Below are 12,894 nucleotides of genomic sequence, written 5' to 3' on the forward strand. Positions count from 1 at the left end.
GCCATTTTTTCTCTGCCGGGGACGAAAATATTCCTTGCCGCTTTATCTCTGGTAAAAACATTGGAGCCCCGCTGGCTGGCAAAAAGAACAGTGCCGGGCATTTGATGAAACCCAGTGGTAGACGGGCTATCATTGACAGCCCGTCTGGTAGGAAAAAACTAAATCAGAACTGGTAGTTTAATGATACCCAATAGTTACGGCCCGGGTTTACGTATCCGGTAGTGGATTGTGCAGTCTGATAGTAATCTCCTGCGTAGGTGCTATTACGCCCCACCTGATAAAGTTTAACCTCGCTAAAGTCTTTATCCAGCACGTTATTGACCGCCGTATTCAGCGTCAGATCTTTGGTCAGCTTATAAGACATCCCCATGTCGAGAACGGTCCAGGCTTTTAAATCAGCGCCTTTATCGTCATAGACGGCCTTTTGTACTGCGCTGAGGTTGTTGTAATTTTCGGTAAAGCGTGGGGCTTTACCGCGATAACGTGCGCTCAGCCAGGCATTCATATCTTCCGTTGCCTGCCAGTTCAGGCGAGCGTTAGCCATATGTTTTGGCGTGTAGCTTAACGGTGCGCCTTTATTGTCACCATCTTTTTGCTTGCTCTGGGTGTAGGTGTAGTTGAGGGATAAAGTCAGCACATCCGACCACAGAGGGAAGGTGCTGGCAAATTCAACGCCATCGGTCCTTGCCTTGCCGCTGTTGGTATAGCTGTTGGTATTATCATCGATAGAATACGAGACAATTTTATTTTTGTATTCTGTATAGAAGCCGGTAATGTTGGCGTTCAGTCCGGTGTCGTTCTCGTAATACAGCCCGGTTTCGTAGCTGATACTTTCCTCAGGTTTTAGGTCCGGATTACCGACCGTATTCACGGTTCCTTGCGCGGTTACGCCGCTGATCCCGTTATGTAACTGGCTCAGTGATGGCGCTTTATAACCTGTCGTCACGCCGCCTTTGAGCGTCCATTCGTCGGATACGTCCCAAACCATATACGCGCGTGGGCTGAAATGACCGCCAAAGACATCGTTATGCTCGTAGCGTGTCCCTGCGGTTAAGGCCAACGAGTCGAGAATATGCCATTCATCTTCTACATAGGCTGCCCACGTTTTTTGATGGAACGTTTCGCCGGTATTGGCCAGCACCACACCGTCTTTCATGCGCGCATCCCAATATTCCCCGCCGAGGGTTAAGAGGTGCGAATCACCTAATGGTGTCAGCAGTACTGAGTCCAGAATGACGTTGGTGTTCTTCAGTTCACGTGCGTCACCGGCCCGGCCTGCGTTCTCTGGCGTGAGTGCGGAGGAGACCAGTTGTCGTCCTTTGTTCTCAGTTTCATTCCAGCCGAGGGAGGATTTCCAGGTGCCGAACGTTAAGGCGGTATCGTGGCCGAGGGTGACTTTGTTACGCTCATAGCGCAGCGTTTTATCGTAACCCCCCGTCAGGTTACCCAACTGACCGTCATCGTTATCATAGCGCTGTCTGGCGGAGTCGAGATCTAACCATAGCGTATTGCTTTCATTCGTCTTCCAGTCGAGTCGCGTGCCGATGTTATAGTTTTCTGACTCGGTAGGATAAGGTACGCGAGTGGAGGAGGTATCGCTCAGGGAGGTAACGCTGGAACCCTGACGTTGGGTGGTGCTACCCCGAACCTGCATATCCAGTACGCCAGCGATTAACGGGCCGCTTGACCAGAAGTTGGCGACCGTGCTGTTACCCCATTTATTACTCTCTTGCAGGTTAACGCCGGTATTGATGGAGGTGCTCCATTTATCGGTGCTTTTTTTGGTAATGATATTCACCACGCCACCGATTGCGTCGGAGCCGTAAAGCGTCGACATCGGGCCGCGGATCACCTCAATATGATCGATTGCCGCCAGTGGAGGCATAAAGCTGGTATTCATAGCTGAGAAGCCGTTTGGCGTCACATCGCTGCTGCCGTTTTGACGAATACCGTCAATCAGGATCAGGGTATAACTGGCGGGCATGCCACGAATGCTGATCTCCAGGCCACCGGTTTTACCGGTGCTGCTTTCAACATCCACCCCTTCAACAGAACGCAGGGCTTCGCCTAAATCATTATATTTATTGGTTTGTAACTCTTGCTGTGAAATAACGGAGACGCTGGCGGCAGCGTTGGTGATTTTCTTTTCGTAACCGGAAGCGGTTACCACCATAACATCTTCAGCGAAGGCCAGGGGACTGGAAAATCCTAAACAGGACAGAACAACAGAAGCAACAGGTTTTAAGCGCATAGTCAAACTTCCTTTGTTAAAAATTCAAAGGAAGTAAGATAATTGATGGGAATGATAATAAAAATAATTATCATTATATGTTTACATAACTTATCACTTCTGGTGTTTTTCTTGAATAAATATACATAAATTGTCATTAGTTTTAGCTAAGTAAATAGCGGAAATGACCAATAATTAGTATTTGTAATCATTAGGTTGTAATTAATTTGCCATTAATTGACTGGCTAACATTTAATCTATTTTCTGTGATTCAGAGGGTACTCAATTAGGAGTATCAGAAAAAAGTATGATAATTTTATAGAATCGTCATACTTTTCTGCGCCGCATCATTTTTTTCGTCATTTCAGTCCGCCATAATCCCTTCCCCAGGAGACCGTTTAACGGCATAAAAATAACGCAAATCTGGATAACATAATGATTAAAGGCAAGCTGGCACTGCTTACGTGCGCATTGACTCTCGCATTAACCTCACCACTTCTCGCCGCGCAAAATGTGAGCGAGGGGCAGACGTTGAAGCTGGCAATTGGACCTGAGCCAACGGAAGGGTTTGACCCGATGCTGGGCTGGAGTCATGGCAGCTATTTGCTTTTGCATGCACCATTATTAAAACAAAACGCAGATATGAGCTGGGGTAACCTGCTGACGGAAAAAGTTGAAACCAGTGCTGACGGCAAAACCTGGACGTTGACGTTAAAACCTGACCTTAAATTCTCCGATGGTTCCCCGCTAACCGCTGAAGATGTGGTGTTCACCTATAATAAAGCCGCAAAGAGCGGCGGCAAAATCGACATGGGAAACTTTACTCATGCCAGCCTGAAAGATAACCGCACGGTAGAAATCACGCTGCGCAGCCCGCAGAGCACCTTTGTGAACGTGCTGGGCTCTTTGGGTATTGTTCCCGAAAAACGGTATGACGAAAAAACATTCGCCAAAAATCCGATTGGCGCAGGCCCCTATCGGTTGGTGAGTTTTCAGCCGGGGCAGCAGTTGATCGTGGAGGCGAACCCCTGGTATGCCGGTAAGAAAAATGATTTTAGTAAGCTGGTGTTTGTCTTCCTTGATGAAGATAACGCTTATGCCGCAGCGCGCAGTAGTCAACTGGGACTCGTGCGTATTGCGCCTTCGATGGCGGTCGCCCCTCAACAGCAGAATTTGAAGCTTTGGGTACGCGACAGCGTGGAAAACCGTGGCATTGTGTTCCCAATGGTCCCTGCGGGTAAAAAAGACGCCAATGGTTATCCGGTCGGCAACGATATCACGGCTGATATCGCCATCAGACGCGCCATCAACTACGCCATCGATCGTAAACAACTTGCCGATCAGGTCATGGAAGGTCATGCGATTCCGGCGTATAGCGCGGTTCAGGGCCTGCCATGGCAGGGACAGTCAGTTGCGTTCAAAGATGGCGACAGCGAAAAAGCGCGGATGATTCTGGAAGAAGCCGGCTGGAAGGTGGGGAAAGACGGCGTACGCGTGAAAGACGGTAAAGAGGCTCGCCTGACTCTATGGTACGCCAGCGGAGACAGTACGCGCCGGGATTTAGCCGAGGCCGTACGTGCGATGCTGGAGCCCGTGGGTATTCAGGTCTCGCTGCAATCCGGAAGCTGGGAAACCGTTGAGCGGCATATGCATGCGAATCCGACGCTGTTTGGCTGGGGAAGCCTGGATCCGATGGAGCTTTTCCATCACTACAGCAATCAGGCCGCGGGCGTGGAATACTACAATCCAGGCTATTACAGCAATCCCGTCGTTGAACAACATCTTAAACAGGCCATTGATGCTCCGGACTGGCAAAAAGCGTTGCCTTTCTGGCAACAGGTGGAGTGGGATGGCAAGCAAGGGGCTGGGGTGCAGGGCGATGCCGCCTGGGCATGGCTGCTGAACATTCAGCACACTTATCTGGCAAATCCGTGTATTGACTTAGGCAAAGGCGCGCCGGAGATCCACGGTAGCTGGTCCCTGCTCAATAATCTGGATGAATGGACCTGGACCTGCCGTTGATGAAGTCTGTTGTAGGCCATTTTCTACGGCTGATAGTGTTATTAGTGCTGGTTGCGGCTGGCACTTTTATGCTGCTAAGCTTTTCTCCTGTCGATCCGATTCGCGCCTATATTGGCAACGATCTCCTGCACGTGCCGCCGGAACAATATGCGCGTATCGCTGCTCGCTGGGGATTAGACCAGCCGTTATGGGAGCGTTTTAGTCACTGGTTTATACGTGTATTGCAGGGCGATCTCGGCTACTCAATGTTGTTTAATGCACCGGTTGCCAGCGTAATCAAGGAGCGCTTTGCAACTTCGTTTGCCTTGCTTGGCGGCGCGTGGCTGCTCTCCGGCATACTGGGAACGGCAATGGGGTTTGTCGCGGGTCGTTATCTGAATCGCTGGCCGGATAAAGCAATCTGTCGACTCAGCTATCTGCTTTCGTCGTTGCCGACCTTCTGGATTGGCATGCTGCTGCTGGCGTTATTTGCCGTGCGCTGGCCGGTATTTCCGGTCTGCTGCGCGTGGGAGCCGGGCAACAGTGGTGATATGGCCACGCTGGCTGAGCGTCTGCGCCATTTAGTGCTGCCCGTTTGCGCGCTAAGTTTATTGGGACTTGGCCAAATTACACTTCATACGCGGGAAAGTATCGCCAGCGTGATGAAAAGCGATTTTGTCCGTTTTGCGCGTTCTCAGGGAGATAAAGGCTGGTCGCTGCTGCGTCATCAGGTTCTGCGCCACGCTATCACGCCCGCGCTGTGCCTGCAGTTTGCCTCGCTGGGAGAATTGCTGGGCGGCGCACTGCTGGCGGAAAAAGTTTTTGCTTATCCGGGACTGGGACAGGCCACTATTGATGCCGGATTACGCGGCGATCTGCCGTTACTGATGGGAATTGTGTTGTTCAGTACCATACTGGTGTTCATTGGCAACTCGCTGTCTACCTGGCTTGTCCATGTGTTGAACCGTGCTCTGGAGCGACCTGATGCTCTATAATCCGACGCCGACGCTGATTCGTCTTCTGCTCTCTTTTAGCTGCCTGCTAGGCATTGCGGTGTATGGCGCCGCGACGCTGGATAACCCATTGAGCGTTAATCTGCTTGCCCGTCATTTACCGCCTGATGCGCTGTATTGGTTTGGCACCGATAACCTCGGTCGCGATCTGTGGATTCGTTGCTTTCAGGGCGCGTTAACCAGTCTGCAAATTGGTATTGGCGCAGCGTTTTGCAGCGGCTTCATCGCATTACTGATGGCGGCGGTTTCACGTATACATCCGCGTCTGGATGTACTAATGCGTCTGATTACCGATGCCATGCTGTCAATGCCGCATCTGCTGTTGCTCATATTGATCTGTTTCACGCTGGGCGGCGGAAAAAATGGGGTGATTATGGCGGTTGCGTTGACCCACTGGCCGCGTCTGGCGCTAATCCTGCGTGCCGAAGCGCAGCGCGTGGCCCACAGTGACTATCTAACATTGACCTGGCGTCTGGGACACGGACATTTTTACTGCTGGCGGCATCACTATCTCCCGGCATTGTTACCCCAGTGGTTAACGGGAACCTTGCTGATGTTTCCCCACGCGGTGTTGCACAGCGCGGCGTTGAGCTTCCTCGGTTTTGGGCTGGCGCCGCATGAACCATCGCTGGGCCTGTTGCTGGCTGATGCGCTGAGGTTTATCAGTCATGGCGACTGGTGGTTAGTGCTGTTTCCCGGGCTGATGCTATTCAGTCTGGTTATGTTATTCGATCAGCTCGCAAGGGCAGTGCATCGTTTATGGTTACGAGGTGACGCATGTTGAGTTTAAGACAGGTCTCGCTGGACGTGGCGCGTTATCGCTGGTACGGCGCGAGAAACTGGTCTTCGCTGTTGCAGGATATCTCTTTCGACGTAGCGCCTGGTCAGATGGTGGCGTTAGTTGGGGGTAGTGGGGAAGGTAAAAGCCTGTTGCTGCAATGTCTGCTTGATCTCTTACCGGACAATTTGCGTTTCAACGGCTCCATCACCCTGGAGGGGAAAACGCTGGACAGTGATGATATTCGCAAATGTCGTGGCAATACTTTCAGCTATGTCCCGCAAGGTGTTCAGGCGCTTAACCCGCTGCTCTCGATTGAAAAGCATCTGCGCAGGGCAAGTCAGCTCTCCGGCCAGGCCTGGAATGCCGGAAAAATTGAACGATTGCTCCAGCGTAGCCAACTGGAAAGTCGCGTATTAGATGCCTTCCCACGCCAGCTTTCGGGGGGGATGGCGAAACGTGTTCTGGCCTGTCACGCGTCGCTGAGCCAGGCTCGCTATATTCTGGCTGATGAAATTACCGCCTGGCTTGATGCACCGCTGGCTAATCAACTGCTTGAACAGCTACGTGAGCAATGTGAGCAAGGGGCTGGCGTTTTATGGGTAACGCACGACCTCACGCTGGCCGCTCGCCACGCGGACCGCATTGTCGCGCTGCATCAGGGAAGGGTGTCGGATAACGTCAGCCGGGAACAGCTGTTACGCGGAGAGATCAGCGAGCATCTGCAACGCCAATGGCGTGCGCTGCCTGAAAGAAATCAACTTTTTGGAGAGCGCGATGCTGTGCTGTCGTGAGGTGACGATTTGTCAGGGAGGAAAGGTGCTATGGCAAAATCTGACCTTCTCTCTGCGCCCCGGAGAACGCATTGGGGTTTGTGCACCCAGCGGAACCGGCAAAACAACGCTGGGACGCGTACTGGCGGGCTGGCAAAAACCGACCTCGGGTGACATTCTGGTTGATGACCAACCGCTGCCATTGCACCAGTATTGCCCGGTGCAACTGGTGCCACAGCATCCGGAATTAACCTTTAACCCGCGGCGTAGCACCGGCGATGCGGTTCATGATGCCTGGCGACCTGATGCTGAACTGCTTACCCGTCTTCACATCAACCCTGAGTGGTTAACTCGCCGTCCCGGACAGCTTTCTGGCGGTGAACTGGCGCGAATTGCTTTACTTCGCGCGCTGGATCCGCGGACACGTTTTCTTATTGCCGATGAAATTACCGCCCAGCTCGATCCTTCCATTCAAAAAGATATCTGGGTATTGCTGCTTGAAGAGTGCCAGCGTCGGCCATTAGGTATGCTCATTATCAGCCATCAGCAGGCTCTGCTTGATCAGATCTGCTCCAGAAAACTCATTGAAGCGTGAGGCAATAACGTGCAGTAATGTCTATTGATTAAATTGTTATGTTATATTATAACAATTCACTCGCAAACGATTTGAGGGTGAAATTTTGGCTATTCGTTTTAACAAACTGACAATCGCTCTGGGGATGCTTTTAGTCAGTGGGCAGGTTTTGGCGCATGGTCATCATTCCCATGGTGCGCCGATGAGTGAAGTAGAACAAAAGGCGTCGGAAGGGGTATTTGATGATAACCAGGTGCAGAACCGGGCGCTGTCCGACTGGGATGGCATGTGGCAATCTGTCTATCCGTATCTGGTCAGTGGCGAACTTGATCCGGTTTTCAAAAAGAAAGCGGAGAAAGATAAAAGCAAAACGGCAGAACAAATTAAAGCTTATTACCGTACAGGCTATGCAACCAATGTAGACACCATCGGCATCGAAGATGGCGTGATGGAATTTCACACCGGTAATCAGGTCGCATCGTGCAAATACGATTATGCCGGGTATAAAATCTTGCACTATAAATCAGGCAAGAAAGGTGTACGGTATCTGTTTGAGTGTAAAGCCGCTGACAGCAAAGCGCCTAAATACGTGCAATTCAGCGATCATATTATCGCGCCGCGTAAATCGAGCCACTTCCATATCTTTATGGGAAATACCTCGCAGGCTGCCTTGCTTGAGGAGATGGAAAACTGGCCTACCTACTACCCTTATCAACTGAAGGGCGAAGAAGTAGTGGATGAGATGCTGCACCATTAATCTGGGCTAACCTTATCTGTACACACCCGCCACCAGTGGCGGGTTTTTTAATTAATAACCTGCTCTTTCCATCACCTGTCGCATTCGTTAGCATATTGTATCGCAGCAAGTGCATGTGTTTTTTCAGGAAGAGGTTAACGTGTTCGCAGAGTATGGAGTTCTGAATTACTGGACGTATCTGGTGGGGGCTATTTTTATCGTGCTGGTACCGGGGCCAAATACGATATTTGTGCTGAAAAACAGCGTCGGTAGGGGAGTAAAGGGGGGTTATCTCGCCGCCAGCGGTGTGTTTATTGGTGATGCCGTGTTGATGTTTTTGGCCTATGCCGGTGTTGCTGCATTGATTAAAACAACGCCCGTTTTGTTCAATATCGTTCGTTATCTTGGCGCTTTCTATTTACTGTATCTTGGCGCGAAGATCCTGTATGCAACACTGAAATCGAAAGCAAGCGACGCCGCGCCTGAGGAAGTTCCGTTTGGCGCTATTTTTAAGCGCGCATTAATCCTGAGCCTGACCAATCCCAAAGCTATTCTGTTTTATGTGTCGTTCTTCGTGCAGTTTATTGATGTCAATGCGCCGCATTCAGGGCTGTCATTCTTTATTCTGGCTATTACGCTTGAGATAGTGAGCTTTTTCTATTTGAGTTTCCTTATTTTCTCCGGCGCGTTTGTGACGCAATATATCCGTACGAAGAAGAAACTGGCCAAAGTGGGTAATTCCCTTATCGGCCTGATTTTCGTTGGTTTTGCCGCCCGTCTGGCCACGCTTCAATCGTGATGCCATCGGCCCGCTGAGTGCGGCGGGCCTTTAATATTGCGCTCTGCTTTTCATTTATAATCGTAGGGTTATAACCAATAAATGGTATTTTAAATGTATATTTTGAGGCGTACCCTGTATACAGCAGCGGTTCAATATGACTCGCTGGTTGTCGACTGGAAAAGGGAAGAAAAATGCTTCAAATTCCACAGAATCATATCCATACACGCTCTACGCCATTCTGGAACAAAGAAACGGCGCCTGCCGGAATTTTCGAACGCCACCTTGATAAAGGGACCCGTGCCGGGGTTTATCCTCGACTTTCGGTTATGCAGGGGGCGGTCAAATATCTCGGATACGCAGACGAACACAGTCCGGAGCCAGTAGAGGTGATGATTATTGAAGCCGGTCAGTTTGGCGTTTTTCCACCGGAAAAATGGCATAACATCGAAGTGATGACCGACGACACTTACTTTAATATCGATTTTTTCGTCGCCCCGGAAGTTCTGATGGAGAGTGCAAATCAACGAAAAGTCGTGCGCACCGGCAAGGAGTAAATCATGGGTAAAGCAACCTATACCGTAACCGTGACCAATAACAGCAACGGTGTTTCTGTTGATTATGAAACAGAGGCGCCAATGACATTACTGGTGCCGGATGTGGCAGCTGAAGTGGTCAAAGATCTGGTCAATACCGTGCGTTCGTACGATACCGAAAATGAGCACGAAGTCTGCGGGTGGTAGGCATTAGTCACTGCTACTGATTGAATATATTAGTTTTTAATCTAAAAACCGCACTGCGCTTTGACGGCGCAGTGCGTTTTTTTGTGGGCGAAACAGGGAAATATCCAGAAAGGATTCCTTAAGAATACCTTAAGAGATTCGCATTGATTGCTAATAGTTGATCATTCACAGGGGTTATGATCGCGAAACAGATATAAAACAGAACATCGCGCTTATGAAACTCAATACCCGACTTACATTACCCACAATCATTCTCGGATTAGCCATCGTGGCGATCCCGTTCGCCGCGAACTGGCATCTCCCGCTACTCAGCGGTACTGTCGTCAGCTGGATTGAAAATGGCCAGGCGCTATGGCTGCTGTTTGGTGCCATATTTACACTCAGTTACATCAGGCCCTTATCACGTCCCGAAGGCGAGAAGCAATTTTGGCTTTGGGCGGCAGCGTGGTGGCTGGTATTACTGGGCCGAAGCACAAGTTGGGGCCGCGATTATTTTCCTGAGCATCCTAAACTCCTGTTCCGGGCTATCTCAGTGGTATTGATTGCCATGATTATTCTGCCAGTGCTGATTTCGAAGCGCTTACGCCAGGATATTGCCCGTCGCTTTCGCAATGAACCGCTACCTCTGTGGCTGTTAGCGATCACCACCTGTGCATTTTTGATCTCCGATACGGTAGAGCATCATCGTCTGCTGGCTCCCATCTTTCTGCACAATGCTCAGTATGGCGATCTGATTGAAGAACTGTACGAACTACCGTTTATGGCGGGATTGTTTCTGATGAACCTCGGCTTTATGCGGCGGGATAAGCAGGAGGAAGCTGCATCCATCCGCTTCAGTGAACCACAGCTGGCGAAGTCATGAGATAAGGCCTGAGTCTGGAAAGCCAGACTCAGGCGATGATGGCGGTGACTTACGCAATAGCCTCACACAGACGTGACTTCATGTCGCTATACGTTTGTGCGGCATATTTTTCTGCCCAACCCTGATCGGTAATGTGCTCAATATTTACGGCGCAATATTTGGTTTCCGGCGTTTTCGAAATAGGATCGAGATTGTCCTGGGTTAACTCGTTACACGCGCCAATCCACCATTGATAGGTCATATAGACCGTTCCGGCATTGATGCGCTCGGAGACATCCGCACGGCTGATGACCTTACCGCGGCGCGAGCTGACCCATACCAGATCGCGATGACGAATACCCATTTTTTCAGCATCATGGGTATTGATTTGCACATACCCAGGCTCGTCTGCCAGCGCTTGCAACGCTGCGCAGTTGCCGGTCATCGAACGGCAGGAGTAGTGCCCAACCTCACGCACGGTACACAGCACCAGCGGATATTGTTCATCAGGAACTTCTGCTGGCGCTCGCCACGGTGCGGCAAACAGTTTGCCTTTGCCATTGGCGGTATCGAACTGGCTGTGCGCGTAAAGGTAGGGCGTACCAGGACTATCGAGATCGGGACATGGCCACTGAACATGACCCATCTCACCCATTTTCTCATAGGTCACGCCGTAGAACAGTGGACACAGCTCGCGCATCTCATCCCAGATTTGCTGGTTATTTTGATACTGCATTGGATAACCCATTTCGCTGGTCAGCAGGCTGATAATCTCCCAGTCACGCTTTACATCACCGGTGGGTTCAATCGCTTTCTCAAAACGCTGGAAACCGCGATCGGCGCAGGTAAAGACGCCACCGTGTTCACCCCATGAGGTGGCAGGCAGGAGGACATCGGCCATTTCCGCCGTCTTGGTCATGAAGATATCCTGCACGACGATAAAATCGAGCGCGTTAAATCCTTCGCGGACCAGACCCAAATCGGCCTCGGTTTGCAGCGGATCTTCTCCCATGATGTAGTAGGCTTTGATTTTGCCTTCGATAGCCAGATGCGGAACTTCGGTGATGCGGGTCCCAACCTTGTCATCCATCTGATTAACGTCAATGCCCCATGCGGTGGCAAATTTCTCCCTGACGGCGAAATCGGTTACGTCCTGATACCCTGGAAACTGGTTAGGCAGCACCCCCATATCGCACGCGCCCTGCACGTTATTTTGCCCGCGCACCGGGCCAACACCGACGTTAGGGCGTCCCAGATTTCCGGTCAGCAAGGCCAGGCTCGACAAACCACGAACCACGTCAACGGCCTGACCAAACTGGGTGACGCCCATCCCCCACATCACGGTGGCCGATGGCGCCGCAGCAAATGTACGCATCGCCTGACGAACCTGCTGTGCGGGAACACCGGTTAAATGTTCAACGTCTTCAGGCGCATACTCCTTAACGGTTTCCCAGTATGTTTCCAGTCCTTCCGCATGCTTTTGTACATACTCGCGATCGTAGAGTTGCTCCTCGATGAGAACATGGCCAAACGCGTTGACCAGCGCCATATTGCAACCGTTTTTCAACTGCAAATGTTGGTCAGCGATACGGGCAGTTTCAATACGGCGTGGGTCGCAGACAATGATTTTTGCGCCGTTCTGGCGAGCTTTAATTACCCGGCGGGCCACAATTGGGTGTGAATCGGCACAGTTATAACCAAAGATCAGCAGGCATTTTGAGTTTTCAATGTCGCTGATGGAATTGCTCATCGCGCCATTGCCTAACGTTTCCTGTAACCCGGCCACGGAAGGGCCGTGACAGACGCGGGCACAGCAATCGACATTGTTGGTATGGAGCACGCCACGTGCGAATTTTTGCATCACGTAGTTGGTCTCATTCCCAGTTCCACGGGAAGAACCGGTGGTCATGATGGCACGAGGGCCATAGGTATTTTTGATTTCAGTTAAGCGTTTTGCGGTGTAACGAATGGCTTCATCCCAGCTAACGGGAGTGAATTTTCCACCTTTTTCATAACGGATCATCGGGCGGGTCAGACGGGGAGTCAGAAGGCGAGTGTCGTTAAGAAAGTCCCAACCATAATAGCCTTTCAGGCATAACTGATTTTGGTTCGTTACACCCTCTGCGGCCTCAGCGCGGATGATTTTGTTATTCTCAACAACAAGCTTGAGCTTGCACCCGGCCCCACAGTATGGGCATACACTGGTGATTTTTTTCATCAATAACAGACCTGTTAAATGCTGAAATAGCGCGAATTGTAGACGCAGTCACGCGATACGCATCGCGGACTACGATGTGTCGTAGTGACGGACTGTTTAAGCATAAAGTGTGCCAGAAGTGAAAACCCAGCAATAGCAGGGGCTGACGGCCAAAGCCTTAAGCAGAATGACTGACGATTCGACATTAATGACGAGGCGCGACAAAATTT

The 12,894-nt window shown here is 50.9% G+C and carries 12 protein-coding genes; 10 read left to right on the top strand and 2 right to left on the bottom strand.

What is annotated here, in order from left to right:
- Nucleotides 1-163: 163 nt before the first annotated feature.
- Nucleotides 164-2,251 carry a TonB-dependent receptor gene (locus B9P82_RS04040; RefSeq protein WP_049271218.1) on the bottom strand — a complete coding sequence of 696 codons (2,088 nt, stop codon included), beginning with the start codon at nucleotides 2,249-2,251 and terminating at the stop codon, nucleotides 164-166.
- Nucleotides 2,252-2,665: 414 nt separating this feature from the next.
- Between B9P82_RS04040 and B9P82_RS04045 the strand changes: the two genes are divergently transcribed.
- The 10 genes from B9P82_RS04045 to B9P82_RS04090 all read left to right on the top strand — a co-directional run bounded on the left by B9P82_RS04045 (nucleotide 2,666) and on the right by B9P82_RS04090 (nucleotide 10,488).
- Nucleotides 2,666-4,252 (top strand): ABC transporter substrate-binding protein, encoded by a 1,587-nt coding sequence (locus B9P82_RS04045; protein ID WP_101699981.1) that lies wholly within the window; start codon nucleotides 2,666-2,668, stop codon nucleotides 4,250-4,252.
- Complete coding sequence (locus B9P82_RS04050; RefSeq protein WP_101700010.1) at nucleotides 4,252-5,226, top strand: ABC transporter permease; 975 nt, start codon at nucleotides 4,252-4,254, stop codon at nucleotides 5,224-5,226. Before B9P82_RS04045 ends, B9P82_RS04050 begins: the two co-directional genes overlap by 1 nt.
- A complete protein-coding gene (locus B9P82_RS04055) occupies nucleotides 5,216-6,028 on the top strand; it encodes an ABC transporter permease (protein WP_016156290.1) in 813 nt (270 codons plus the stop codon). Before B9P82_RS04050 ends, B9P82_RS04055 begins: the two co-directional genes overlap by 11 nt.
- Nucleotides 6,022-6,816, top strand: coding sequence for an ATP-binding cassette domain-containing protein (locus B9P82_RS04060; protein ID WP_016152790.1), 795 nt, complete (start codon nucleotides 6,022-6,024; stop codon nucleotides 6,814-6,816). The genes B9P82_RS04055 and B9P82_RS04060 overlap by 7 nt, the downstream gene beginning before the upstream one ends.
- A complete protein-coding gene (locus B9P82_RS04065; protein WP_101699982.1) occupies nucleotides 6,800-7,390 on the top strand; it encodes an ATP-binding cassette domain-containing protein in 591 nt (196 codons plus the stop codon). Before B9P82_RS04060 ends, B9P82_RS04065 begins: the two co-directional genes overlap by 17 nt.
- An 85-nt stretch (nucleotides 7,391-7,475) precedes the next feature.
- On the top strand, nucleotides 7,476-8,126 hold the full coding sequence (gene zinT / locus B9P82_RS04070; protein ID WP_053389825.1) for a metal-binding protein ZinT: 651 nt from the start codon (nucleotides 7,476-7,478) through the stop codon (nucleotides 8,124-8,126).
- A gap of 139 nt (nucleotides 8,127-8,265) precedes the next feature.
- Nucleotides 8,266-8,904: a leucine efflux protein LeuE gene (gene leuE, locus B9P82_RS04075; RefSeq protein WP_016152793.1), complete on the top strand. Its 639-nt coding sequence runs from the start codon at nucleotides 8,266-8,268 to the stop codon at nucleotides 8,902-8,904.
- A gap of 173 nt (nucleotides 8,905-9,077) precedes the next feature.
- Nucleotides 9,078-9,440: a DUF1971 domain-containing protein YeaR gene (gene yeaR / locus B9P82_RS04080; RefSeq protein ID WP_005120376.1), complete on the top strand. Its 363-nt coding sequence runs from the start codon at nucleotides 9,078-9,080 to the stop codon at nucleotides 9,438-9,440.
- Between the two features lie 3 nt (nucleotides 9,441-9,443).
- Nucleotides 9,444-9,626: a DUF1869 domain-containing protein gene (locus tag B9P82_RS04085; protein ID WP_003832433.1), complete on the top strand. Its 183-nt coding sequence runs from the start codon at nucleotides 9,444-9,446 to the stop codon at nucleotides 9,624-9,626.
- A gap of 214 nt (nucleotides 9,627-9,840) precedes the next feature.
- Nucleotides 9,841-10,488 carry a hypothetical protein gene (locus tag B9P82_RS04090; protein WP_101699983.1) on the top strand — a complete coding sequence of 216 codons (648 nt, stop codon included), beginning with the start codon at nucleotides 9,841-9,843 and terminating at the stop codon, nucleotides 10,486-10,488.
- Between the two features lie 49 nt (nucleotides 10,489-10,537).
- Here B9P82_RS04090 and fdhF read toward each other — a convergent pair whose 3' ends face one another.
- The gene (gene fdhF, locus B9P82_RS04095) at nucleotides 10,538-12,685 is read right to left on the bottom strand and encodes a formate dehydrogenase subunit alpha (protein ID WP_101699984.1); all 2,148 of its coding nucleotides are present in this window, start codon (nucleotides 12,683-12,685) and stop codon (nucleotides 10,538-10,540) included.
- Between the last annotated feature and the right edge of the window lie 209 nt (nucleotides 12,686-12,894).

The organism is Citrobacter sp. L55 (assembly GCF_002850715.1).
Taxonomy (GTDB): Bacteria; Pseudomonadota; Gammaproteobacteria; order Enterobacterales; family Enterobacteriaceae; genus Citrobacter; species Citrobacter braakii.

Coding starts and splice junctions, on each gene's coding strand:
- B9P82_RS04040 (WP_049271218.1), bottom strand. CDS start 2,251: ATGCGCTTAAAACCTGTTGCTTCTGTTGTTCTGTCCTGTTTAGGATTT.
- B9P82_RS04045 (WP_101699981.1), top strand. CDS start 2,666: ATGATTAAAGGCAAGCTGGCACTGCTTACGTGCGCATTGACTCTCGCA.
- B9P82_RS04050 (WP_101700010.1), top strand. CDS start 4,252: ATGAAGTCTGTTGTAGGCCATTTTCTACGGCTGATAGTGTTATTAGTG.
- B9P82_RS04055 (WP_016156290.1), top strand. CDS start 5,216: ATGCTCTATAATCCGACGCCGACGCTGATTCGTCTTCTGCTCTCTTTT.
- B9P82_RS04060 (WP_016152790.1), top strand. CDS start 6,022: ATGTTGAGTTTAAGACAGGTCTCGCTGGACGTGGCGCGTTATCGCTGG.
- B9P82_RS04065 (WP_101699982.1), top strand. CDS start 6,800: ATGCTGTGCTGTCGTGAGGTGACGATTTGTCAGGGAGGAAAGGTGCTA.
- yeaR (WP_005120376.1), top strand. CDS start 9,078: ATGCTTCAAATTCCACAGAATCATATCCATACACGCTCTACGCCATTC.
- B9P82_RS04085 (WP_003832433.1), top strand. CDS start 9,444: ATGGGTAAAGCAACCTATACCGTAACCGTGACCAATAACAGCAACGGT.
- B9P82_RS04090 (WP_101699983.1), top strand. CDS start 9,841: ATGAAACTCAATACCCGACTTACATTACCCACAATCATTCTCGGATTA.
- fdhF (WP_101699984.1), bottom strand. CDS start 12,685: ATGAAAAAAATCACCAGTGTATGCCCATACTGTGGGGCCGGGTGCAAG.